Source organism: Myxococcus sp. AM010, assembly GCF_013372585.1.
Classification (GTDB): Bacteria; Myxococcota; Myxococcia; order Myxococcales; family Myxococcaceae; genus Myxococcus; species Myxococcus vastator.
Genome location: NZ_JABXEO010000001.1, coordinates 300,252 through 323,186, shown reverse-complemented (window position 1 = coordinate 323,186; position 22,935 = coordinate 300,252). Strand labels below are relative to the sequence as shown.

Sequence of the window (22,935 nt, the reverse complement as noted above, 5' to 3'; positions counted from 1 at the left end):
ATGGACGTGACGACACTGAGAGGCCGCCGGGTGGTCGTCGGCGTGGGGGGCGGCATCGCGGCGTACAAGGCCTGCGAGCTGGTGCGGGAGCTGTCCCGTGCGGGCGCCGAGGTGCGGGTGGCCATGACGGAGTCCGCGCGCCAGTTCGTCACCCCGCTGACCTTCCAGGCGCTCAGCGGGCACCCCGTGCTCACCGATTACTTCGACCCCGCCCAGGAGGGGAACTTCGGCCACCTGGACCTGGCGCGCTGGGGCGAGGCCTTCGTCGTGGCGCCAGCCACCGCGGACCTGCTGGCCCGCATCCGCGCGGGCATGGGGAACGACGCCGTGACGACGTCCCTGCTCGCCTTCCGGGGACCGGTGGTGCTGGCGCCGGCGATGAACGTGGCCATGTGGGACAACCCCCTGACGCAGGAGAACCTGGCGGCCCTGCTGGCCTCTCCGCGCTTCTCGCGCGTGGGCCCGGGCGCGGGGATGCTGGCCTGCGGTGACGTGGGGGAGGGGCGGCTGGCGGACGTCCCGGCCATCGCCCAGGCGGTCGCTGCGCGTCTCGGCGCCGGCCCGCTGGCGGGCAAGCGGGTGCTGCTGACGGCGGGCCCCACGCGCGAGTTCCTGGACCCGGTGCGGTTCATCTCCAATCCCTCCACGGGGAAGATGGGCATGGCGCTCGCGCACGCGGCCCTGAGTCTGGGCGCCGAGGTGACGGTGGTGCTCGGTCCCGTGGGCCCCGTGGAGCGCGGCGGCCTGGACGTGGTGGACGTGGTGAGCGCGGACGACATGGCGCGTGAGGTGCTCTCGCGAGTGGGCACCGTGGATGCGTTCATCGCCACGGCCGCCGTCAGCGACTGGCGCCCGGAGACGCGCGCGCCTCAGAAGGTGAAGAAGGGCGCTTCGACTTCGCCCGAGGCGCTGGCGCTCGTGCGCACGCCGGACGTGCTCGCGGAGGCCTCCCGCAAGGTGGCGGGACAGCCGAAGCGGCCGGTGCTGGTGGGTTTCGCGGCGGAGACGGAGCACGTGGTGGCGCACGCGCGTGACAAGCTGGAGCGCAAGGGGCTGGACGCGATTGTCGCCAACGACGTGACGGCCCCTGGCGCGGGCTTTGGAACGGACACCAACCGGGTGACGGTGCTCACGCGCTCGGGTGCGCAGCATGAACTCCAGGGCAGCAAGCACGAGGTGGCGCGGGCCCTCATCCAACTGCTGCTCGTGTCACCGTCCTAACGAGGCTCCATCACCGCGAGGGTGACGGTGGTCTTCGACACGAGCCGGGGCGTGCCGCCGGAGACGGCGTGGACCTCCGACTCCGTGACGATGAGCCGGCGGCCGGCGCGCAGCACCCGGGCCTTGCACCGCAACTCCTCACCGGACGCCGTCTGGAGCAGGTGGACGGTGAAGCTGGTGGACAACACCCGCTGGCCCTTGCGGACCACGGAGAAGGCCGCCGCGCCCGCCGTATGGTCCGCCAGCGTCGCCTGGACCCCGGCGTGGATGACGCCGTCCTGCTGAAGGTGGCGGGGCTGCACCACCAGCCGGGCCTCCACTTCGCCGGGGCGGATGTCCACGGGCTGGATGCCCAGGTCCATGACGAAGGCGGCCGAAGTGAACAGGGCCTCCGTGTCCAGGAGGTAATCCGGGTTCTGGTGCTCCATGGCGGCTCCTCGCTGCGTGACACCGGGTTCGGGGCGCAAGATAGCGTGGGCCAGGGGCGTCTCCATGGCGGAGGACTGGGGGCAGGGCGGGGTAGGACTCCGGGCGTGGGTCTGGAACGGCGCTGGCGGGAGGCGAACAGCCGGCTCGGGCGTCCGCTTCCTTGCGCATGGGCGCCACGTCCGATACCGATCCAGGACCGTGATTGATGATACGCCCGAGGCCTCGCAGGACCTGAGCGCCCTGCTGGACGATGTGCGCCGCCACCTCCTCTGGCAGGAGGAGGCCGCTGGCCGGGTGCTGATGATTGACGCCAAGGCGGCGCTCGAGCTCCAACGCTCGGCTCCCTCCTTGCGCGCGCGCTTCGCCCGGACCCAGGGGACCGCGGACGCCGCGCCGCAACCTCGCCCCGAGGCCCCGTCGGCCCGGGTGCCGCCTCCGTCCACGCCTCCTGCTCGTCCCGAGGCCCCGCTGCCCCGCCCGCCGCTGGCGAGCCCGGCGCCGGCGCCTCGGACGCCGGGCGCGGGGATGCGCGTGGAGGCGCCGCCGCCCGCGTCGCGACCCACCGGAGCCCTGCCCGGGGCGGCGAACGGCGAGCGGCCGACGCTGGATGAGGTTCGCCGGGAGCTGGGGGACTGCCAGCGCTGCAAGCTGTGCTCGACGCGGAAGAACCTCGTGTTCGGCTCAGGCAACCCCCGCGCGGAGCTGGTGTTCGTGGGCGAGGGTCCGGGAGAGCACGAGGACCTGCAGGGCGTGCCCTTCGTCGGCGCGGCCGGCGACCTGCTGACGAAGATGATTGGCGCGATGGGCTACCGCCGCGATGACGTCTACATCTGCAACGTCGTGAAGTGCCGGCCACCGGGGAACCGCAACCCGGAGCCGGAGGAGATTGCCGCCTGCGAGCCTTTCCTGCGCGCGCAGCTGGCCGCCATCCAGCCCAAGGTGGTGGTGGCGCTGGGCAAGTTCGCGGCGCAGACGCTGCTGCGGGACAGCACGCCCATCACCCGCCTGCGCGGCAACTGGCGCACCTACGAGGGCATCCAGCTGATGCCCACCTTCCACCCGGCGTACCTCCTGCGCAGCCCGGCGGAGAAGCGCAAGGCGTGGGAGGACCTCCAGGCGGTGATGAAGGCGCTGGGGAAGCAACCCGGCTCGCGCGCGTAGCCGCGGGCCCGATGAAGGGAATGCACGGATGAATGGATTGCTGGAGTCGAATGAGCTGCTGTCGCCCGCGCTGGAGTCGAACCCGCTGGGGGACCCGGCTCGCCGCAACCTCACCGTGTACCTTCCGCCGGGCTACGGCGCGGATGACCGGCGCTACCCCGTCGTCTACTTCCTGCATGCCTTCGGCAACAGCGGCGGCTCGTGGACGAACGCCTCGGGCTTCGCGCCCACCGTCCCCCAGCGCCTGGACGCGCTCGTCGAGTCAGGCGCGGTTCCGCCCGTCATCGGCGTCTTCCCGGATGCCTGGACGTCGCTGGGCGGCAGTCAGTGGGTGAACAGCGACGCCATTGGCCGGTACCGCGATTACCTGACCAAGGACGTGGTCGGCTTCGTGGACCGCACCTACCGCACCCTGCCGAAGGCGGCCTCGCGCGCCGTGGTGGGCCACAGCTCCGGCGGGTACGGCGCGCTGGTGATGGGCCGCTACCACCCGGACCTGTTCTCCCATGTGGGCGCGCACGCCGCGGACTCCTACTTCGAATACTGCTACCTGCCGGACCTGCCGAAGGCCGCGGCGGCGCTGCTGAAGGCGGGCGGCGTGGAGGCGTGGCACGCCGAGTTCCGGGCGCGCGTGCGTGAGACGAAGATGCGCGGCGACGACTTCCCGGTGGTGAACGTCCTGGCGATGGCCGCCGCGTATTCTCCGAAAAAGGGCGAGCCGCTCAACGTGGAGCTGCCCTTCGACGCGAACACGGGCCGGCTGCGGCTGGACGTGTGGAACCGGTGGCTGGTGCACGACCCGGTGCGCTTCGTGCCCAAGTTCATGGACGCGTTCCGGAAGCTGAAGACGGTCTACCTGGACTGTGGGGCGCGCGACGAGTTCAACATCCGCTGGGGCACGCGGATGCTCGCGGAGGAGTTCGAGAAGGCGGGCGTGGACCGCGTCCACGAGGAGTTCGAGGACGGCCACTCCGGGGTGTCGTACCGCTTCGCGCGCTCGCTGTCCGTCCTGGTGCCGAACCTGGCGCAGGACTGACGTGACGGGGCCAGGGCCTTTCGCCCGGGGGGCGGGATGCCCGCTGGGGGACGCCCCGGCCCACCGCGCGTGACGTGGCGCTGGCCTTTTCCCTGTCCGAGCGGGTAGACGCGTCCCTGGGTGCGCCCCGCCGCGGCGGGGCCGGGCGCCCGACAACCTTCATGGAGACGGGAACATGCGCATCGACCTCTACGGGCTGTCTCGCGTCGTCGGCGAGAAGGGCGTGCTGCCCCAGCGCGCGAAGCAGCTGGACCCCGCGCTGCCGTGCCGCGAGTCTGAGCTGCTCATCGACGTGGAGAGCCTCAACATCGACGCCGCGTCCTTCAAGCAAATCAAGGGCGAGGTGGGCGGCGACGCGAAGCGCATTGGCGAGCGCATCCAGCAAATCGTCCGCGAGCGGGGGAAGATGCAGAACCCCGTGACGGGCTCGGGCGGCATGTTGATTGGCCGCGTGAAGGAAATAGGCGCGAAGCACCCCGCGCGCGAGCTGCTCAAGGTGGGCGACCGCATCGCCACGCTGGTGAGCCTGACGCTGACGCCCCTGGTCATCGACGAGGTGAAGGCGGTGCACGCGGACATCGACCGCGTGGACATCCGCGGACACGCGCTGCTCTTCGCCAGCGGCATCTACGCGAAGCTGCCCTCGGACATGCCGGACACGCTGGCGCTCGCGGCGCTGGACGTGTGTGGCGCGCCCGCGCTGGTGGCCCGGCACGTGCGGCCGGGCATGACGGTGGCGGTGCTGGGCGCGGGCAAGAGCGGGGCGCTGTGCCTGGCGCAGGCGCGGCGCAACCTGGAGAGCCGGGGCAAGCTGCTGGCGCTCGACGTGTCCCAGGGCGCGCTGGACCTGCTGTCCGGCATTGGCCTGTGTGACGTGGCGCTGAAGGTGGACGCCACGCAGGGCGTGGACGTCATGGAGGCGGTGAGCCAGGCGACGGACGGTCAGCTCTGCGACCTGGTGGTCAACTGCGCCAGCGTGGGCAACACGGAGATGGCCACCATCCTGTCGGTGAAGGACGGCGGCACCGCCATCTTCTTCTCCATGGCCACCAGCTTCACCACGGCGGCCCTGGGCGCCGAGGGCGTGGGCAAGGACGTCACCATGGTGGTGGGCAACGGCTACGTGCCCGGCCACGCCGCGCTGACGCTGGACCTGCTGCGCACCGAGCCGGAGTTGCTCCAGCTCTTCGGCACGCGGTACGTCTAGCAGCCGGGCAGCGCCTTCCTGTCATCGCGCCGAGGCGGAGGTCTCCGGCGCGGTGGTCGCCCGCGGCACGGGCGCGCGGGGCTCCTGCGTGCGCGCCCAGTCCTGGGCGCTCCGGCCGCTGCCATCGCGCACGTCGGCAGAGGCGCCCTGCTGGCGGAGCTGGTCCACCACCTCCCCGCGGCCGAACAGGGACGCGAACATCAGCGCCGTCTGTCCGAAGCGGTTGCGCTGGTCCACCGCGCAGGGCTGCTGATTGAGCAGCCCGACGATGTCCGCATATCCCTTGAAGGCCGCGCCCATGAGCGCGGTGTTGCCGTTGTTGTCGCCAGCGCACGCATCCGCGCCCCCGGCGAGCAGGGCGCGCACCGTGTCCGCATGCCCGTGGTAAGCGGCGAGGATGAGCGGCGAGAAGCCGCGAGCATCCCGCGCCTCCACCGGCGTCCCCGCCTGGACGAGCCCGGCGACGATGTCCGTCTCTCCGGCGCGGGCGGCGGCCAGCAGGTAGCGCTCCGCCTCGCTCGTGGCCAGCAGGCGCCCTTGCGGCGCGGGCGTGGCGCGCAGGGACATCCACGCGGCCGTCAACACCCCGGCACCCAGCATCACCAGGCCCAGCGTTCCCAGCAGCAGCTTGCGAATCATGACGGACTCCAGATGAGCGGGGCCTGCTCCCGCTGAGGGAAGGCCGGGATGTGACGGGCGGCGAGCGGGGGGGAAGTCGCCAGGCGGCCACCACACCCCGGCCTTCTCCCAGGGGGAGTGGCCGGAAGCGCCGGGCCCTGGCGGAGACAGCCATGCCAGGGCCCGGAGAAGAACGAATCAGGGGGCGGCGAGCGTGGCCACGGCGGCCTTGGCGTCGTCCACCTTCACGTTGACCGCCTTGGCCAGGCGGGTGCCGTACTCAGCGTTGGCCATGAAGAAGTGGCCCACCATGCGCGCCTTCACCTTGGGGTCACGCACCTGGTTCAGGTCCGCGGCCAGGTTCTTGATGAGGCGGGCCTTCCCGCCCGCGTCGAGCGCCAGATAGAAGGCGCCGGCCTGCGCGAAGTTGTCCGTCTTGGTGATGCCCCGCTGCTGCGTGGTGCCGCTGAGCGGCGCGTTGGAGAGGAGGTACTGCGGCGCGTCCTGCGTCTCTCGGGTGACGCTGGGCTCGTAATTCACATCCGACTTCGTGTTGGCGAAGTTCATGCTGCCCGCCTGGCTGTTGTTGTTCACCGTGGCGCGGGCGCGGTTGATGGGCAGCGACTGGTAGTTGGCGCCAACGCGGTAGCGCTGGGTGTCCGCGTAGGAGAACAGGCGGCCCTGCAGGAGGCGGTCCTCGGAGGGCTCGATGCCGGGGGGCTGCACGCCGGGCGAGAAGGCCGCCTGCTCGGTCTCCTCGAAGAAGTTGTCGGGCATCTTGTTGAGCGTGAACTTGCCCAGCTTGATGGAGGGCACCTGCGACTCGGGCCAGATCTTCGTCGCGTCGAGCGGATCGAAGCTGAACGTGTCCAGCTCCTTGGGGTCCAACACCTGCGCGCTCAGCTCCCACGAGGGGAACCTGCGAGCGCCAATGGAGGCATAGAGGTCCGTGGTGGCGTGCTGGTGGTCCTCTCCGACGACGCGAGCGGCCTCCTCGGCGGTGAGGCTCGTCACGCCCTGCTGCGAGGCCCAGTTGAACTTGACGTACTTGTAATCGCCCTTCGCGTTGACGAACTTGAAGGCGTGCACGCCGTGCCCGTTCATCTGGCGGAAGTTCGCCGGGATGCCGAGGTCCGAGTACACCTGCGTGAGCATGTGCGTGGACTCGGGCTGGTGTGAGAAGAAGTCGAAGAAGCGGTGCGGGTCCTGCTTGTTCGTCACTGGCGACGGCTTCAGCGAGTGCACCATGTCCGGGAACTTGATGGCGTCGCGGATGAAGAAGACGGGCAGGTTGTTGCCGACCAGGTCCCAGTTGCCCTCGTCCGTGTAGAACTTGAGCGCGAAGCCGCGAGGGTCGCGCAGCGTCTCCGGCGAACCCGACGGATGGATGACCGTGGAGAAGCGCACGAACATCGGCGTCTTCTTGCCCTTCGCGGAGAAGAGGGACGCGCGCGTCAGCTTGGAGAAGTCGCCGTAGCTCTCGAAGGTGCCGTGGGCGCCGGCGCCGCGGGCGTGGACCACGCGCTCGGGGATCCGCTCACGGTCAAAGCGCGCCAGCTTTTCGATGAGGTGGAAGTCCTCCAGGAGGATGCCGCCACGCGGGCCGGCCGTCTTGGCGCTCTGGTTGGTCCCCACGGGGGAGCCGGTGTCCGTCGTCAGGGGAGGGGGCGTCGCGGCAACGGCGGCCGATCCGCCAAAGAGAATGGCGGTCAGAAGCAGGGAGCGGGTTTGCAAGGGGTTCTCCTTGTCTCAGGGGGTGAGGCAGTCCCGTCCTGAGCAGGCGCCATGCCATTGCACGATGTTCAATGATTCCAATGGGTTGTGTTTTTTCGCTCAGGCGTACCCACCGAGCAGTCGGTGCAATCACCGTCCTGTCGGTGGGCGAAATCACCGGCGGTTCGGTGCAGTGAGTCCAGAACCGATAATGCGGTGCGGCAATGTCGGACAGGTGTGCATCGGCGCTACCGGCGCTCGTTCGGGCGGGTAAGGTGCGTCCATGCCAGGCCCGTTCATTGAAGACGCGCGGATCGCAAATGCGCGCAAGCTGGCGGACGAAATCGTCAACCCGATCTTCGACCTCATCCGCCGTAACACCACTGTATCGACCGAGCGCACCGTGTTGCGCTTCTTCGGCCTCTCTGGAGCTGGCGCGCGGGGCGTGCCGCTCGCCAACCTGATGGTGGACAAGCTGAAGGCCGCCGGGGTCCTCAACAAGGGGGCCGCCTACTGGTATGGCCGCGCGCTGCAGTTGGGCGCGAAGAGCCCGCTGGAGGCCGTGGAGCGGCTGACGGCGCTCCCCACGGAGAAGCTGGCCCCGTTGTCGCCCGAGCAGGAGCACAACCTCCGCGAGGAGGTGCGCGCGGAGGCCCGCGCCGCGCTCGACGACTTGAAGGCGCGCATCGCCCAGCGGGAAGAACTCCAGAAGGAGTTCCCCATGCCCCCCACGCCGCACAAGTACGTCATCGTGGCCACGGGCAACATCTACGACGACGTGGACCAGGCGCGCGCGGCGGCCCAGGCGGGCGCGGACGTCATCGCCGTCATCCGGTCCACGGCGCAGTCGCTGCTGGACTACGTGCCCCACGGCGCGACGACGGAGGGCTACGGCGGCACCTACGCCACCCAGGAGAACTTCCGCATCATGCGCGAGGCCCTGGACGACGAGAGCCGCAAGCTCAAGCGCTACATCCAGCTCACCAACTACTCGTCCGGCCTCTGCATGTCGGAGATCGCCTTCTGCGCGGCCTACGAGAAGCTGGACATGCTGCTCAACGACGCGATGTACGGAATCCTCTTCCGTGACATCAACATGCGGCGCACGTTCATCGACCAGTACTTCAGCCGCCGCATCTGCGCCCTGGCCGGCATCATCATCAACACCGGCGAGGACAACTACATCACCACCGCGGACGCGTACGACGCGGCCCACACCGTCATCGCCAGCCAGTTCATCAACGAGTGCTTCGCCAAGCGCGCGGGCCTCAAGGACTGGCAGTTGGGCATTGGCCACGCCTACGAAATCGACCCGTACCGCGAGGACACGCTGCTGCTGGAGCTGTCCCAGGCCATGCTGGTGCGCCGCTGCTTCCCGGACGCGCCGCTGAAGTACATGCCGCCCACCAAACACAAGGAGACGGACATCTTCTTCAGCCACGCGTACGACGTGATGTCGAACCTGGTGGCCATGTGGACGCGGCAGGGCATCCAGCTGCTGGGCATGATGACGGAGGCCATGCACACGCCGCTCCTGGCGGACCGCTACGTGGCGCTCAAGTCCGCAGCCTACATCCACCGCGCGGCGCGGGGCATCGACGAGGAGTTCACCGTCCGGGAGGACGGGAAGATCGCCAACCGGGCCCGCGAGGTGTTCGCCCGGGCGGAGCAGCTGCTCCAGGAGTGCCGCGACGAGGGCATGGTGACCGCCATCGGACGGGGCCACTTCGGTGACGTGAAGCGCGAGGAGACCGGCGGCAAGGGCCTCGACGGCGTGCTGGAGAAGGCGCCGGACTATTTCAATCCGTTCCTGGAACTCCTGGAGGCGCAGTGATGCTCGGTTCAGTCCTAGCCATGGTTCTCACCGCGGGCGGCTCCGCGGACGCGCTGGCGCAGGTCCAGGTGAAGAACGTGTCCCTGCAGGTTCCCGCCTCGTGGAACCGCTCCGAGGACGCGGGGACGTACAAGTTCCAGGCGCCCAGCGGGGACGCCTACTTCCTGGTGGACGTGGGCGCCGTGCAGACGGCGGGCATGAAGGCCCAGACGTGCGTGGACAAGATTGTCGCGTCCATTGGCGGCAAGGGCTGGGAGCGTCTGAAGGTGGGCGCCCAGCCGGCGGCGAAGCGTCAGGAGACGGACGTGGCGCCGGATGGCAGCGGCGCGGTGGACTCCGTGACGTATGTGGGCTGTGACGGAAAGACGACGTGGTCCGTCGTCTTCTACCTGGAGCAGACGAAGAAGGAGCGGTTCGCGCCGCTGGCCCAGAAGGTGGGCTCCAGCGTCAAGATTCAGCGGGCCGGGGGGAAGTGAGCCGATGGTGAAGCCGAGCAAGCAGATCATCCGTCCCTACGGCGACCGGCGGGACGACGGCGTGGTGCAGCTGTCGTTCACCCTGCCGGTGCCGCTGTCCGAGAAGGCCAAGGAGGCCGCCGCCGTCTTCACGAAGAAGATGGGCTTCACCGACGTGAAGGTGGCCGCCGCCGAGCGCGCCGCGGACGCCTACACCTTCTTCATCGTCTACGCCCGGTCGGCCGTCGCGCTGGACTACGCCGAAATCGACGTGCCCGAAGTCGTCGTGAAGAAGATGTCCTTCGACGACCTCAACGCCTTCATCAAGGAGAAGGTGAAGCGGCGCATCGTGGTGTTCGGCGCGTGCACGGGCACGGACACGCACACGGTGGGCATTGACGCCATCCTCAACATGAAGGGCTACGCGGGCGACTACGGCCTGGAGCGCTACCCCGGGTTCGAGGCCTTCAACCTGGGCAGCCAGGTCCCGAACGAGGACCTCATCAAGAAGGCCCTGGCGCGCAACGCGGACGCCATCCTGGTCAGCCAGGTCGTCACCCAGCGCGACGTGCACAAGGACAACTCGCGGCACTTCATTGACGCCGCGAAGGCCGCCGGCATCCACGGGAAGGTCCAGCTGCTGCTGGGTGGGCCCCGCGTGGACCACAAGCTGGCGCTGGAGCTGGGCTTCGACGCCGGCTTCGGGCCCGGCACCAAGCCGTCCGACGTGGCCAACTACATCGTCCACGCGCTCCTGAAGAAGGAAGGCAAGGAGCCGCAGGACGCGCACTCCAAGGGGGAGCCCCAGTGAGCGTGGGAACGAAGGCGGTCATCCGGCTGCGCATGAGCAGCCACGACGCGCACTACGGCGGCAACCTGGTGGACGGCGCGCGCATGCTGGGCCTCTTCGGCGACGTGGCCACGGAGCTGTGCATCCGCAGCGACGGGGACGAGGGCCTGTTTCGCGCCTATGACGCCGTGGAGTTCCTGGCCCCGGTGTACGCGGGGGACTTCATCGAGGCGGAGGGCGAAATCGTCAGCGCGGGCAACACGTCGCGGAAGATGCGCTTCGAGGCGCGCAAGGTCATCAGGCCGCGGCCGGACGTGAATGACTCGGCGGCGGACGTGTTGGCGGAGCCGGTGGTGGTGTGCCGGGCCTCGGGGACGTGTGTGGTGCCCAAGGAGAAGCAGCGAGGCGCGAAATGAGCACGCCCATGGTCATCACCGCGGCCCTGGTGGGCGCGGAGACGACGCGCGAGCAGACGCCGCACCTGCCCATCACCGCGGAGGAGATCGCCGAGGACGCCGCGCGCTGCCGCGAGGCCGGCGCGGCGATGGTGCACATTCACGTGCGCACGCCGGACGGCAAGCCGTCCCAGGACGCGGAGCTGTTCCGGGCGGCCATCCGCGCCATCCGCAAGCGCACGGACGTGCTCATCCAGACGTCCACGGGCGGCGCGGTGGGCATGACGGTGGACCAGCGCTGTGGGCCTCTGACGCTCACCGGCGAGGACCGGCCGGACATGGCCACCTTGACGACGGGCACGGTGAACTTCGGCGAGGAGGTCTTCTGGAATCCCCGGCCGTTGGTGCGCGACATCGCCAGGCGCATCCGGGCGATTGGCCTGCGGCCGGAGCTGGAGTGCTTCGACGTGGGCATGATTGACGAGGCCCGCTACCTGGCGAAGGAGGGGCTGGTGGACCTGCCGGCGCACTTCGACTTCGTGCTCGGGGTGCCGGGCACGTTGCAGCCGCGGCCGGAGGTGCTGGACTTCATGATTGCCTCGCTGCCTGAAGGCTCCACCTGGACGGTGGCGGGCGTGGGCCGGCACCAGCTGGCCTACGTGGACGAGGCGGCGAAGCGGGGCGGCAACGCGCGCGTGGGCCTGGAGGACAACATCTACCTGTCCAAGGGCGTGCTCGCGAAGGGCAACTGGGAGCTCGTCGCCGAGGCGGCGAAGCGCGCGCGTGCGCATGGCCGCGAGCCGGCGACGCCGGAGCAGGCTCGCAAGCTGTTGCGGTTGTCGTAGCACCCCGAACATCTTCGTGACGGCCGCCGCCCGAGTCTTGCCGGGCGACGGTCGTCCTCGAGGTACGAGGGTGGCTTTCGTTCCGAAAAGATCAGGTAAATTGTTCTTTAAATGAAAATCCAGAGTTCTGGACTTGGCTTGTTGTGTCTCCTGGCCCTCGTGTCGCTGGGCTGCACCAGCAGCGCCACCGGAACTGCCAGCCGCCGCGATGCCTATGCCCTGGCGGCATGCACCGACACGGTGTCGTGTTGCGTCCAGCGCAACGTTGGAATGCCCGAAGCGTGCGGCCTCACAGCGGGCGAGGCCGCCGCTCACCTCGCGACCATGGACGCCGCGGTCAAGTTCGTGAACGAGAGTGCGAGCGAAAAAACTGACGCCGCCGCCGACGACGAATGGCGGGAGCACTGCACTGAGCAGTATGTCCGGTGTCGAGACCAGAAGAAGCCCCGATGGATTGGGGACTGCTACGCCTGCTTTCGCTACTGCGAGGGGCAACGAGAGTGGCCCTTCGGGGACTGTCACCCCCGTTAGGAGAGCTACATGCCCAGCCAACGCGATTGGGACGCGGTCAAAGACCTGAGCCGCCGCATCACGGACCCGGTGCAACCCTTCCTCACTGCCGAAACGCGCGCCCTTGTCCAATCCACGGCGCACGACGTGGGGATTCCGCCCGGCGAGACAGCGCGTGCGCTTCAGAATGACGAAAGCGCCGCTGTCCTCGTCAAGGAGATTGCATCCCGAATCACCGCCGGGTCGCGGCGCCTTTCTCGCACATTGGTGGAAGTAGACCGACGCCGGGATGCTGGGGACTTGGATGGCGCTCGCCAACTGCTGAATGACGTGCTGGCTGTTGAGGTCGTGCTGCACTACCAGGACATCGTGCATGTGTACCTCGAGGCGCTGGACGGCGAGCAGTGAATGACCACTGGTGCGTGACATCGCCAGGCGCATCCGGGCAATCGGGCTGCAACCAGAGTTGGCGTGCTTTGACAGCGCGTGCGTGCGCATGGTCGCGAGCCGACGACGCCGGAGCAGGCGCGCGAACGGTCAAGTCCCGAATCCTGTGTAGTTGGTCCGGAGGGGATTCGGGGGAGGGAAGCTCCTTGGTGGCATCATGCAGCGGCGGTGTCAGGGGTCGAATTCAACAGGGACATGTCGAGGTAGCGACGGTCATCCCAGACGCCGGTGACTTCGAGTGCGACGGCGAAGCCCTCGCGCAGGCACGCCATGGCCTGGAGCCCAAGGACTGGCACGCCGAGCATGGCCTCCCGCTGACTCGAGCGCCCCTTTCCCATCAACCATCGCGAACCCCTCATGCGCACCTCCAGTGATGTCCATCAACAAGCGTGACGGACGACGGAGCATCCGCCCTGATGGACATCAACCAGCCGGCTCACCCGGACATCAACAAACGTGCGTGGCAACACAGCCTTTCACGCACCATGAGCGCAGCAGTGCGCCGCAGAGAGGTGGGCTACGTCGATGGCGCTCGCCAGTTGATCCATGACGCATTGGCCGTCGAAGTGGTGCTGCTCTATCGGGACAGTCTGTCTGCATGTGAGGAGTCCCTGGATGACGAGCCATAGCTCGACAGCCGAGGCGTGACTGACGTCGTGCCCCCGTTGTCGTTCAGGGGAGTGCGTTCATCGAGAATGGTGGACGCATCAAGCTTGATCTTGCAGGTCTGCAGCACGGTATCGAGGATATAATCACGTTGGAATTGCATAAAATTCTAGGAACAAAAAATGGGGAGTGACCACTGACTTTTCCGCAATGGAGAGCGGCTCACCGGTGACGCGCTTGAGGAGGCAATTGAGCCATGGCGGCAGCTGACGAATGGGACAATGTCGACAGTGCTTTCGGGCGCCTAGAGCGATATCGCGTGCTTCATCCGGCGCTGGCGGCAATGAGGCGACTGGTCGACATGATCAAGCATGACCCGGCGTTCGCCGACGTGCATCCGGTGGTGTCGCATGCGTCGCTGGTTCTCTCTCGGGCACACGCGAAGGGAGGCGTGGGCGTGGCCTGGCATGAGGGCGACGTATATGTAGTGTCGTTCATTGATTCACCGCTGAAGTTTTCGGGGCGAAGATTTGTTCGCGAGGACGACGTGATTCGGGTGCTGTGTGAGTACCTCAGGGGGAAGTCCTGAATTCTGCGTAGTTGGTTCGGAGGGGGTTCGGGGAGGAAGGCTCCTCGGCGGCATCATGCAGCGGCGGCCCATTGGCTTCTTCAGCGGGCGCGGCGTGCCGGGGGACGAGTTCCGCTACGAGTGGCGGTGTGTCGCGCCGCGGCCAACACCGTCGAGCGCCGTCCCGCCCACCGTCCGCTGCCCCGATGTCCCTTCAGGCAGGCACCAACCGGTGAACGGTTACTTTCAGGGCTCATCTTCGAGGTCTTCGAGCTGGCCTTCCGCGACCTCGCGGTAGTGCGGAACCACTTCGACGGAGAGCACATCCCGCATTTCCTGGCGGGCGCTGTCGAAGTCGCCAGCCTTCTGGTGGCGATACATTCTGTGCAGCGCGTCCATCAGCCTGTTGGACCCGTCCGTGATGCGCCGCGAACTCTCACGGAGGAGTTCCAACGCCCCTTCGTCCGTTGAGAGTGCCTGCTCGGCGTTGGCATCGCCAATGCCCACTTCTCGCGCCGTGCGCCGGAGGAGTGCACGCACATCATCGTCTAGGACGAGCGGAGCCCCTTCTCGGATGACCCTGCGTGCCAATGCGCGGATGGGGTCCCAATCAATCTTCTCGGACATGGGTCACCTCTTCTTCCTGCTGGGAGAGCACTTGTCCTCTGGCCATTCCTGCTGTCCCTCGCAGAGGCGAAGGCAGTCGTGGCACGAGCCAGTCCAGGCAAATTCCTGGCAATCGCCATAGGAGCGGATGCAACGCCGCTTCCACTCCGGCAGGCTCGCGTTGTGCGCGTCGTCCCATTCGGCGGGCGCGTCTTCCTCCTTGGCTATCTCCTCCATGGCCGTCTTGACGCCTGCCATGTGCGCGGCGGCTTCGCTCGCGGTGAGGCCGCACGCTTCGGGCATGGTGGGGTTGCGCTGGATGCAGCACGTGACGGTGTCGGTACAGGTTGCTAGCGCATAGGCGTCGCGGCGGCTGGCGGTGCCGGTGGCGCTGCTGGAGCAACCCAACGACAGGACGACCCAGAGCCACAACAGGTTGGCCTTGTTGTTCCGCTTTATCATGATAAGCGGAATGGTAGTGGATCGGTCCCATGCGTCTATCACCCTGGATGAGTAGTCCATGGGGTTGCCAGACCCCTCGGTTGGGCCTGCCCCGGTTCCGTGGATACCCGCGCTGCGATTGAGCGGGTTGCCGATGTCGGCGGCGGAGTGAGGCGCCTGTCCTCTCGCCAGCTCACGGGAGTTCGATGTTGCCGAGGATGATGGGGCGCTTGCCGCCCTCCGCCCACAGCGTCAGGGTGAAGGGGCCTCGCGGCGCGCCTTCCACGGGCTCGGTCTCCACCAGGACGCTCATCTCCTCGCCGGGGTTGATGGCGGTGGGTGCCCACACCCGCGCGACCTTCAACTCCGCGCCATCCGGCCCCACCAGGGCCGCGCCGGTGGCCTGCCAGGGCTTCGCGCCCAGCGGGTTCTTCAGGTCCACCACCACCAGAGTGCTCTTGGCCCGGAAGATCAGCCCGGACCGGATCGCCAGGCTGTTTCTGGCGTGCTTCCGGAGGTCCAAAAACTCTCTTGCGGCGATGCCGGTGCGGTCCATGTCACCACTCACCCACAGCCCTGTCAGCCCGTCAGGGCGCGCCTGCGCCGCCTTCAGCCGCGCATTCTCCTCTCGCAGCTCTTGAAGCGCCCGGTGGGTCTCCCGTAGCTCCCGCTGGAGAGACACGGCCGTGCGCGCTCGCCGGAAGAGCTCGACCTGCCGTTCGGCCCGCGCGGGCGTCGTCACGACGAGTTGGAGCGTGGCCTGGGTGGGGACCGCGCCGTCCGCGAAGGAGACGGTCAGCGTGGTGCGGGACTCGTCGGCCACCGGCTCCTCGGGCACCAGGATGAGGAGCTCGCCATCCACCATCTTCCGGTAGCGGCCCGGTCCGGACGACTCCGCGCGCGCCAGGGGCGTGTCGAAGCGCAGCACCGTGGCGACCTCCTCTCCGACCCGGATTTCGGGGGGCCGGCCGCACCGCTCCGCGCCCAGTTCAATGGGTCGCTCCGCCGGGTCTCGGCAGGAGGCGGGCTGGGCGCGCGTGGGCGCCGCCGCCAGCAGGACTGCAAGGGCAAGAAGGATGGGCAGTGGCGTTGACACGAACAATCACTTCCCTGGCGGGCGGAACGCGCCGGTGGCGGAGGGCATTATTCGAAGCGATTCACGACGTAGAGCAGGGCGCTGTTGCTGACCGTGGCGGCGCCCGGACCTGGGTCGCGCCCCTTCCGTCGGAGGCCGCGCACGCCGCGCTGCTCGACCATCTCCAGGCACACGGGGATGAAGTCACCCCCACGCGTGTAGGCCTCGGTGAAGCGGCCATAGACGCGGTCGGCGAAGATGAGTTCGCCCACGGCCTTGCCTGAGGTCAGGGTTCCAAACCGAAGCCCAAGTTCAACCTGGACACGGCCCTCGCGGACGGGGACGGGGTCTCCGAAGTCCTTTTCGTCGAAGAAGGCGAGGCTGGTGGCGTCCCCGATGTCAATGCCAGCCCGCTTCATGGCCGCCAGCGCGCCGGGTGGGCAGGGCTCTCCCGGAGGCGGGGGCCGCACCTGTGGGCCGCTGGGGCAGCCCAGGCCCGAGCAGGCGGCGACGGCCACCAGGGTCCGGGCTGCTGCCTTGAGGGCCCGCGTGCTGGCGGCGGGCTGCTGGGGAGTCGTCACGCTGTCGGGCATCTGCTTCACGGGGAGCTCTTCCTTCTTCGGGTGCGCCACCTCGGCGGTGACGGCCGCGAGGGTGGGCCCGGGACTGGGCAGGGACGCGGCCCGCCCACTTTCCGGCCGGCCACCGGGCAAAGCCACTTCCCGGATGGGGTTGCCCACGCCGCCATGCGTGGGGGGCGCCACCCAGAGCCACGTCCCCACCACGCACGCCAGCCCCGCGAGCAGCACGGCCCAGCGCGCCGCGCGCCGATGCACGGGCGCCGCCACGGCCTGGGGCGCACGCCGCGCCAGCGGTGCCTTGTCCGGTCGGGGCCCGCGCCTGGGGGAGGCCCAGCGGGCGTCACCTGCCTCGGCCCACAGCTCCAGCGCGGCGTCATTGTCGAGTTGGGACCAGGATTCAGGTTCGGGGGTCTCCGCATCCCGCCGCCACTCGCACAAGGGGACGTCCCACGTCGCGTCGACGGCGGCGAGCACCTGCTCCACCTCCTCGCTCAGTGCCGCCGCGCTCCCTCGGGCCTCGGGGTCCTTGGCCAGGAGCCGCAGGCACAGCTCGCTCAGCGCCGGGGGCACGCGCGGGTTCATGGCGAGGGGAGGGCGAGGCGCCTCGGAGATGACGGCCTCGATCTCCGTGGGGGTCACCACCTCCAGGAACGGAGGACGGCCGGTGAGCATCCAGTAGAGGACGACGCCGAGCGCGTAGAGGTCATCCGTGGGTCCGCACCGGTATCGCGCGCTCGTGTCCGCGCAGTGGGCCCTGCGGAACGCCAGCGCCTCCGGGCTTCGATAGCGCAGGGTGCCAGGCGGAAGGACGCCCTGGGTGAGGCGGGGCGCTCCGGCGAAGTCACCCACGCCGAAGTCCACCAGGACGGGCTCGCCGTCCGCGTCCCGCACCATGACGTTGGACTCCTTGATATCGCGATGCACGACCTCCGCCTTGTGCGTGGCCGCCAGGCCCCGGGCCATGCCGCGCAGCAGCCGTGCCACCTGGCGCGCGCTGGGGTTCTCTTCCTCCACCCACCGGTGCAGGGTCCTTCCGCGCACGCACTCCATGGCCAGGTAGAACCTCCGCGGCTCCCCGCCTGGGACATGTCCGCAGGCGCGAAAGGCCACCACGTTGGGGTGGCGCAGCCGCATGAGGATGGCGCTCTCGCGCGTCGACCACCCCGCCATCTCGTGGAGGTCCTGGAGCTTGAGCGCGACCTCCTCGCCGTCGCGCCGCGCGAGGTAGACGTTGCCGCATGCGCCGCTGCCCAGCCACTCGCCCAGGGTGAAGCCCGCGATGCCCGCCCCCGGCGAATCGTCTCGCCTCTGCGCTTCCGCCATGCCGTCTCCCTGGAGCTCCTGCCCGGCGGGTCCAACCTGAAGTGTCACCGGGCGCCAGCAGGACCCCACCGGGAGGATGCCGTTCTCGCTACCGCCAGGGAAGATGAAAGTGCTTTCCCGGGCATGAGCCTATGGGGTTTATGGCGCAATGGGCTAGGCTCCCGGACGAGCCATGGACGAAGAACTGGGAGCGACGTTTGGAAAGGCCGTGCGCGAGGCGCGCGGGCGGCTGGGATTGACGCAGGTGGAAGTGGCGGCGCTGTTGGACATGCACCCCATGGTCTACAGCCGGATGGAGCGGGGGAAGATGTTGCCGCGGGTGTCCACGCTCCGGAGGGTGGCCAGGGTGCTGCGCACCTCCACGGATGCGCTCCTGGGTCTCGCCAGGGAGGGCCGCGAGGGCGCGAAGCAGCCGTCCGCGCTGCAGCGGCGGTTGATGACGCTCGCGGAGATGCTGGACGAAGAGCAGCTCAAGGCGCTCGTCGTGATGGCGAGCGCCCTGTCCCGTTAGCGCCAGGGTCCTTCGTCAGGTGCCCCTGGGGCCCCTTCCCCGGAGCTCGTGGGCCTCGAGGCCCGCTGGGAACAGGCTTTCGTCGAGCAGCTCGACCTCGTCGCGGACCGCGCTGGCGTCGCTGATGAGTCGCGTCAGCTCCTCGGCCAGGTCGGCCCGGCCGAAGGGGCGACCGGTGCGGCGGACCTCCTGGATGAGGCACTCCCTGAGCGCCACGCACAGCGCTTCCGCCGAGCCGAAGCGCTTCGGCGCCTCCTTGTGCAGCATCCCGTGAAGCACGGCGCGCACCTCGGGCGGAAGGCTCGCGGCGGCGCGCTCCACGTCATCGGGGCCATGGTCCTCCAGCAGCATCAGCATCTGCGTGAGCGGAAGGGAAGGGGGCTCCTCCAGGCGCAGCTCACGTGACTTCGCGCGAGGTGGCCCCAGCGCCTCGGCCGCCGCCGCGAACAGGTGCCGCCCCGTGGCCAGCTCCAGCAGCACCAGCCCCAGCGAGAAGAGGTCCGAGGCGGCGGTCAGCGCCGTGCCCGCGAGGTACTCCGGAGACGCATACGCCACGTCGCCCTTGAGCAGCGCCCCCGCCGTCTCCTCCCGGCCGACCAGATGCGAATAGGCGACGCCAAAGTGCGTCAGCTTCACCTCGCCTGTGCGCGCCACCCGCACGTTTCGTGGACTGACGTCGCGATGAATCAGCCCCAGGGACCGGCCCTGCTCGTCCAGGAGCGAGTGCGCATGGTGCAAGGCATCCGCCAGCTCCGCGGCGACATGGAGCGCGAAGGCCAGGGACACGGCCCTTCCTCGCATGGCGATGAGGTTCAGCACCGTCTCCAGCGACGGCCCGTCCACATGCTCCATGATGATGTACGGCTTGCCCCGGTGAATCTTGAAGTAGTGCACCTGGGCGATGTTGGGGTGGTGGATGCGGTAGGCCAGTTGCACCTCCTCCACCAGCCGGTGCCGACGCGCGGAGGTCGCGGGGCTGCGCACGCGCTTGATGGCGACGGGGCCCGCGAGCCCGTGCGGCTGGTAGCGGTCGGCCAGGAGCAGCTCCTCGCCATTGGCTCGGCGCTCCAGCGTGCGGACGAACTCGTAGCGCGTGTCCTCCACCGAGAAGAGGACGTGCCGCCGCTCGAACGTGAAGATGGCGGCTTTGTCCCGGGTGGTGGTCGTGACGGTCTGAGAAGCCAAGCGCGACTCCTTGATATGAACCTTGAAGGGTTAGTGATAGATAATCACGAATCCGACATAGGGAGGAAGCCGGCCCTCGTGAGGGGCGCCCGGCCGGCTTTTTCCGCTGGCCTTCATGTCAACGGACGGGCTCTTGTCAGGCGCCGGGGCCCTCTCTCGTCGTGAGCCGCCGGACGTCACCGGTGTGCCCGGGACTCCGCCGAAGCGGCCCCGTGAACGCACGACCGAGGAGAACACCCGGATGGACACGGAGCTGCAGGGCAGAGGCGTCCTGGTCACGGGCGGCGCAGGAGGAATCGGCACCGCCCTGGTCCATACCTTCGCGGAGGAAGGCGCGAAGGTGGCGGTGCACTACCACTCCAGTACCGAGAAGGCCCAGGCGCTGGCCCGCGACGTCGGCGGCGCCGCGCTGCGCGCGGACCTGACGGTGGAAGCCGACGTGGACGCGCTGGTTCCCGCGGCGGTGGCGGCGTTGGGGCGGCTGGACGTGCTGGTGTGCAACGCGGGCGTATGGCCCGCCCCGGATGAGCCCGTCTGGGAGATGTCCCTGACGCGCTGGCGTCGCACGTTGGCGGAGAACCTGGACAGCGTCTTCCTGTGCTGCCGCGCCTTCCTCCGGCACGTGGCCACCACGAAGACGGGCAACATCGTCATCATCAGCTCCACCGCGGGGCTGTTCGGTGAAGCAGGACACGCGGACTACGCCGCCGCCAAGGGCGCGCTGGCGAGCGGCTTCCTCAAGAGCCTCAAGAACGAGCTGGGCCGCATCGCGCCCCTGGGCCGCGTCAACGTCGTGTGCCCGGGGTGGACGGCGGTGGACCGCAGCCGCGACAAGCTGGCCCAGCCGGGCTTCCTCGAGCGCGTCACGCGGACGATGCCGCTGCGCAAGGTGGCCGAGCCCGTGGACGTGGCGCGGGCGGTGGTGTCGCTCGCGTCGGACCGAATCTCCGGACACGTGACGGGTGAAGTCGTCACGGTCGCCGGCGGAATGGAAGGAAGGGTGTTGCATGACGACTGAGCTGGACGTGAGGACGTACAACCGAGAGGCGTGGAATCACCAGGTGGCCACGGGCAACAAGTGGACGCTCCCCGTGAGCCCGGAGGTCATCGCCGCCGCGCGCAGGGGCGACTGGAGCGTCGTCCTCACGCCCACGAAGCCCGTGCCGCGCGAGTGGTTCGGTGACCTCCAGGGCAAGGACCTCCTGTGTCTCGCGGCCTCCGGTGGGCAGCAGGCGCCGGTGTTCGCGGCGGCGGGTGCCCGGGTGTCGGTGCTGGACAACTCACCCGCGCAGCTCGGCCAGGACCGCCTGGTGGCGGAGCGCGAGGGCCTGGAGCTCCGGCTGGTGGAGGGCGACATGCGCGACCTCTCCGCCTTCGAGGACGCGAGCTTCGACCTCATCTTCCACCCGTGCTCCAACTGCTTCGTGGACGCGGTGCGTCCCGTGTGGCGTGAGGCGGCGCGCGTGCTGCGGCCCGGCGGCGTGCTGCTGACCGGCTTCACCAACCCCGTGAACTACCTCTTCGACCTGGCATTGGAGAAGCAGGGCATCTTCACGTTGAAGTACCGGATGCCCTATTCGGACTTCACCAGCCTGTCCGACGAGGAGCGCCGCCGCTTCACGGATGTGACCGAGCCGCTCTGCGTGGGGCACTCCCTGGAGGACCAGCTGGGCGGGCAGGCGGACGCGGGGCTCGCCATCATCGGTCTCTTCGAGGACTCGTTCGGTCCGGAAGATGCCCTGTCGCGGTACTACAACGGCTTCATCGCCACCCGCGCGATGAAGCTCCCGGCGCGGTAGGGCGTGCAACGGATTTAACCTTTCGCGCCGCGCGGGGTTTTTCAGGGCATGAGGCGACGGGAAGGCCGGCACCCGAAGCCTCAGTCACCCTGAGGAGCAAACCCCGATGAAGCTCATGACCGCCCTGCGTTCCGTTGCTGTCGCCTCGCTGTTCCTCTCCGCGCCCGTGCTGGCCCAGACGGCCGCGCCCGAGTCCGCCCCTCCGCCCGCCGCGGACGGCAAGGGGCACGGGGGGCACCACCGGCACAAGGGCAAGAAGCATGGGAACAAGATGGCCCGCATGGCGCACCGGATGGACAAGGCCGTGGCCGAAGGGAGGCTCTCCCAGGCCCAGGCCGACCAGTTCAAGGCCGAGGGCCGCCAGCTGCGCGAGGAGATGAAGGCCCAGCGTGAAGCCTCGGGCGGCAAGCTCTCCGACGCGCAGAAGGACGAGATGCGGTCGAAGATGCGCGCCTTCCGCGAGAAGGTGAAGTCGGCCATGCAGGCGAACGCGCCGCAGAAGCCGTAGTCCCGTGCCGCACGCTCGGGAGGGGGGCGGCTGACGTGCCGCCAACCCTCCGGCGGTGGCGGACACCGTGCTGGCGCGCGCGGCGTGACGCCTCGTGGGTGGCTGGCGCACAATGCGAGGACCTGCCTTCGTGGACGAGGTCCTCATGCGCGTGTTCCCCTTGCTGGCCGTCGCCGTTCTCTTCTTTGGTTGCGGCGCGCGCTCGGGCCGCGTGAAGCCCGAGGGCCCGGAGTCCACGGTGGCCGTTCCGGATGACGCGGAGCTGCGCCGGGTGCAGACGCGGGCGAAGTACCTCTTCGATGCGGAGCGCGCCGCCATCTTCGCCACGGACCGGCTCCTCATCCAGGACGCGCTGGACCGCTCGCGCATGGAGTGGTTCTTCACGGTGCCTCGCGAAGACGGCTGGTACTCCCTCTTCGGCACCCTGGACGACGCGGGCACCTTCACCCCCGCCTATGCCTTCAAGGCGCCGCGTGATGACGTGGAGCAGATGGCCCCGCTGCCACTCAACGCGCTGCCCGGGGACTTCAGCCCCGTCGCCCGAGCGGTGAAGACGTCGATGCTGGCCACGGTGGAGGCCTTCGCGCGAGGGAGCATCAACCCGGTGGTCTTCTTGGAGGAGGATGGAGACCTCACCGTCTATGTCCTCCAGGGCACGCGGGACCCCATGCGCTTCTACCTGGGCGGTGACCTCCGTTTCCGCTACGGCCCCGACGGGCGCACCCAGCGGGAGGCGGTGCGGCTGCACAAGAGCGTCTTCGCCATCAGCCTGGAGCCGGGGCCGGACGGCGAGCTGTACCAGGGCTCGGCGCACTCCCACGTCCTCTTCGGGGGGCCATTGGAGACGGAGCTGGCGACGCTGATGCTCTACCCGGAGCTGGGCGCGCTCACGGTCATCCACGCCGCGTCGCGCATCGCCTACTTCCTGACCCCGGACGGGGCCATCCGGGTGCTGAGCGAGGCGCCGGAGCGGCAGCGGATGCTGAAGCCGGATGGGACGTTCGGCCCGCTCGACATGGAGGAGGAGGCCGCGCCACCGGCTCCCGCGGGACAGGTCGACCTGTAGCCGGG

General features: G+C 69.0%; 27 protein-coding genes. 18 read left to right on the top strand and 9 right to left on the bottom strand.

What is annotated here, in order from left to right; genetic code table 11:
- Nucleotides 1–1,221, top strand: a complete 1,221-nt coding sequence (gene coaBC, locus HV826_RS01280) for a bifunctional phosphopantothenoylcysteine decarboxylase/phosphopantothenate--cysteine ligase CoaBC (RefSeq protein WP_176415171.1) — start codon at nucleotides 1–3, stop codon at nucleotides 1,219–1,221.
- On the opposite strand, the gene HV826_RS01275 is transcribed toward coaBC, so the two are convergent.
- Entirely contained in the window at nucleotides 1,218–1,649 is a 432-nt protein-coding gene (locus tag HV826_RS01275; protein ID WP_176415170.1) for a PaaI family thioesterase, read from the bottom strand. The two genes, coaBC and HV826_RS01275, sit on opposite strands and share 4 nt — an antisense overlap.
- 199 nt (nucleotides 1,650–1,848) lie before the next feature.
- Between HV826_RS01275 and HV826_RS36865 the strand changes: the two genes are divergently transcribed.
- The 3 genes from HV826_RS36865 to HV826_RS01260 all read left to right on the top strand — a co-directional run bounded on the left by HV826_RS36865 (nucleotide 1,849) and on the right by HV826_RS01260 (nucleotide 5,054).
- Nucleotides 1,849–2,811 (top strand): uracil-DNA glycosylase, encoded by a 963-nt coding sequence (locus HV826_RS36865; RefSeq protein ID WP_176415169.1) that lies wholly within the window; start codon nucleotides 1,849–1,851, stop codon nucleotides 2,809–2,811.
- Nucleotides 2,812–2,839: 28 nt separating this feature from the next.
- Nucleotides 2,840–3,847 carry an esterase family protein gene (locus HV826_RS01265; protein WP_176415168.1) on the top strand — a complete coding sequence of 336 codons (1,008 nt, stop codon included), beginning with the start codon at nucleotides 2,840–2,842 and terminating at the stop codon, nucleotides 3,845–3,847.
- A 175-nt stretch (nucleotides 3,848–4,022) separates the two neighbouring features.
- A complete protein-coding gene (locus tag HV826_RS01260) occupies nucleotides 4,023–5,054 on the top strand; it encodes an L-erythro-3,5-diaminohexanoate dehydrogenase (protein ID WP_176415167.1) in 1,032 nt (343 codons plus the stop codon).
- Between the two features lie 21 nt (nucleotides 5,055–5,075).
- On the opposite strand, the gene HV826_RS01255 is transcribed toward HV826_RS01260, so the two are convergent.
- Nucleotides 5,076–5,693, bottom strand: coding sequence for an ankyrin repeat domain-containing protein (locus tag HV826_RS01255; RefSeq protein ID WP_176415166.1), 618 nt, complete (start codon nucleotides 5,691–5,693; stop codon nucleotides 5,076–5,078).
- Between the two features lie 177 nt (nucleotides 5,694–5,870).
- Nucleotides 5,871–7,406, bottom strand: coding sequence for a catalase (locus tag HV826_RS01250; protein WP_303623427.1), 1,536 nt, complete (start codon nucleotides 7,404–7,406; stop codon nucleotides 5,871–5,873).
- Between the two features lie 262 nt (nucleotides 7,407–7,668).
- Here HV826_RS01250 and HV826_RS01245 point away from each other — a divergent pair, with 262 nt between their 5' ends.
- The 7 genes from HV826_RS01245 to HV826_RS01220 all read left to right on the top strand — a co-directional run bounded on the left by HV826_RS01245 (nucleotide 7,669) and on the right by HV826_RS01220 (nucleotide 12,622).
- Nucleotides 7,669–9,219, top strand: a complete 1,551-nt coding sequence (locus HV826_RS01245; protein WP_176415165.1) for a lysine 5,6-aminomutase subunit alpha — start codon at nucleotides 7,669–7,671, stop codon at nucleotides 9,217–9,219.
- Nucleotides 9,216–9,695, top strand: coding sequence for a hypothetical protein (locus HV826_RS01240; protein WP_176415164.1), 480 nt, complete (start codon nucleotides 9,216–9,218; stop codon nucleotides 9,693–9,695). The genes HV826_RS01245 and HV826_RS01240 overlap by 4 nt, the downstream gene beginning before the upstream one ends.
- Before the next feature lie 4 nt (nucleotides 9,696–9,699).
- Nucleotides 9,700–10,485, top strand: a complete 786-nt coding sequence (locus HV826_RS01235) for an OAM dimerization domain-containing protein (RefSeq protein WP_176415163.1) — start codon at nucleotides 9,700–9,702, stop codon at nucleotides 10,483–10,485.
- Nucleotides 10,486–10,517: 32 nt separating this feature from the next.
- A complete protein-coding gene (locus tag HV826_RS01230; protein ID WP_176415253.1) occupies nucleotides 10,518–10,880 on the top strand; it encodes a hotdog fold domain-containing protein in 363 nt (120 codons plus the stop codon).
- The gene (locus tag HV826_RS01225) at nucleotides 10,877–11,704 is read left to right on the top strand and encodes a 3-keto-5-aminohexanoate cleavage protein (protein WP_176415162.1); all 828 of its coding nucleotides are present in this window, start codon (nucleotides 10,877–10,879) and stop codon (nucleotides 11,702–11,704) included. Before HV826_RS01230 ends, HV826_RS01225 begins: the two co-directional genes overlap by 4 nt.
- Before the next feature lie 111 nt (nucleotides 11,705–11,815).
- Nucleotides 11,816–12,235, top strand: coding sequence for a hypothetical protein (locus HV826_RS38225; protein ID WP_255208185.1), 420 nt, complete (start codon nucleotides 11,816–11,818; stop codon nucleotides 12,233–12,235).
- Between the two features lie 9 nt (nucleotides 12,236–12,244).
- A complete protein-coding gene (locus tag HV826_RS01220) occupies nucleotides 12,245–12,622 on the top strand; it encodes a DUSAM domain-containing protein (RefSeq protein ID WP_176415161.1) in 378 nt (125 codons plus the stop codon).
- Between the two features lie 194 nt (nucleotides 12,623–12,816).
- Here the strand turns inward: HV826_RS01220 and HV826_RS01215 are convergent, their stop codons facing one another.
- Nucleotides 12,817–13,020: a hypothetical protein gene (locus HV826_RS01215; RefSeq protein WP_176415160.1), complete on the bottom strand. Its 204-nt coding sequence runs from the start codon at nucleotides 13,018–13,020 to the stop codon at nucleotides 12,817–12,819.
- 57 nt (nucleotides 13,021–13,077) lie between these two features.
- On the opposite strand from HV826_RS01215, the gene HV826_RS01210 reads away from it, so the two are divergent.
- Complete coding sequence (locus HV826_RS01210) at nucleotides 13,078–13,290, top strand: DUF2379 family protein (RefSeq protein WP_176415159.1); 213 nt, start codon at nucleotides 13,078–13,080, stop codon at nucleotides 13,288–13,290.
- 233 nt (nucleotides 13,291–13,523) lie between these two features.
- A complete protein-coding gene (locus HV826_RS01205; RefSeq protein WP_176415158.1) occupies nucleotides 13,524–13,856 on the top strand; it encodes a hypothetical protein in 333 nt (110 codons plus the stop codon).
- A 225-nt stretch (nucleotides 13,857–14,081) separates the two neighbouring features.
- Here HV826_RS01205 and HV826_RS01200 read toward each other — a convergent pair whose 3' ends face one another.
- From HV826_RS01200 to HV826_RS01185, 4 genes are all read right to left on the bottom strand, one after another.
- Nucleotides 14,082–14,462, bottom strand: a complete 381-nt coding sequence (locus HV826_RS01200) for a DUSAM domain-containing protein (protein ID WP_176415157.1) — start codon at nucleotides 14,460–14,462, stop codon at nucleotides 14,082–14,084.
- Nucleotides 14,463–14,465: 3 nt separating this feature from the next.
- Nucleotides 14,466–14,903, bottom strand: coding sequence for a hypothetical protein (locus HV826_RS01195; RefSeq protein WP_176415252.1), 438 nt, complete (start codon nucleotides 14,901–14,903; stop codon nucleotides 14,466–14,468).
- A gap of 172 nt (nucleotides 14,904–15,075) precedes the next feature.
- On the bottom strand, nucleotides 15,076–15,978 hold the full coding sequence (locus HV826_RS01190) for a DUF2381 family protein (protein ID WP_368670812.1): 903 nt from the start codon (nucleotides 15,976–15,978) through the stop codon (nucleotides 15,076–15,078).
- Nucleotides 15,979–16,025: 47 nt separating this feature from the next.
- Nucleotides 16,026–17,861, bottom strand: coding sequence for a serine/threonine-protein kinase (locus HV826_RS01185; RefSeq protein WP_176415155.1), 1,836 nt, complete (start codon nucleotides 17,859–17,861; stop codon nucleotides 16,026–16,028).
- A gap of 172 nt (nucleotides 17,862–18,033) precedes the next feature.
- Here HV826_RS01185 and HV826_RS01180 point away from each other — a divergent pair, with 172 nt between their 5' ends.
- Nucleotides 18,034–18,372, top strand: a complete 339-nt coding sequence (locus tag HV826_RS01180; protein ID WP_176415154.1) for a helix-turn-helix domain-containing protein — start codon at nucleotides 18,034–18,036, stop codon at nucleotides 18,370–18,372.
- Nucleotides 18,373–18,387: 15 nt separating this feature from the next.
- On the opposite strand, the gene HV826_RS01175 is transcribed toward HV826_RS01180, so the two are convergent.
- The gene (locus tag HV826_RS01175; RefSeq protein ID WP_176415153.1) at nucleotides 18,388–19,557 is read right to left on the bottom strand and encodes a serine/threonine-protein kinase; all 1,170 of its coding nucleotides are present in this window, start codon (nucleotides 19,555–19,557) and stop codon (nucleotides 18,388–18,390) included.
- A 241-nt stretch (nucleotides 19,558–19,798) separates the two neighbouring features.
- Between HV826_RS01175 and HV826_RS01170 the strand changes: the two genes are divergently transcribed.
- From HV826_RS01170 to HV826_RS01155, 4 genes are all read left to right on the top strand, one after another.
- Nucleotides 19,799–20,575: an SDR family NAD(P)-dependent oxidoreductase gene (locus tag HV826_RS01170; RefSeq protein ID WP_163784482.1), complete on the top strand. Its 777-nt coding sequence runs from the start codon at nucleotides 19,799–19,801 to the stop codon at nucleotides 20,573–20,575.
- Nucleotides 20,565–21,356, top strand: a complete 792-nt coding sequence (locus tag HV826_RS01165) for a class I SAM-dependent methyltransferase (RefSeq protein ID WP_176415152.1) — start codon at nucleotides 20,565–20,567, stop codon at nucleotides 21,354–21,356. The genes HV826_RS01170 and HV826_RS01165 overlap by 11 nt, the downstream gene beginning before the upstream one ends.
- 106 nt (nucleotides 21,357–21,462) lie before the next feature.
- Nucleotides 21,463–21,864, top strand: a complete 402-nt coding sequence (locus HV826_RS01160) for a hypothetical protein (RefSeq protein ID WP_176415151.1) — start codon at nucleotides 21,463–21,465, stop codon at nucleotides 21,862–21,864.
- A 130-nt stretch (nucleotides 21,865–21,994) separates the two neighbouring features.
- Nucleotides 21,995–22,930, top strand: a complete 936-nt coding sequence (locus HV826_RS01155; protein ID WP_368670811.1) for a hypothetical protein — start codon at nucleotides 21,995–21,997, stop codon at nucleotides 22,928–22,930.
- The last annotated feature ends 5 nt before the right edge of the window (nucleotides 22,931–22,935 follow it).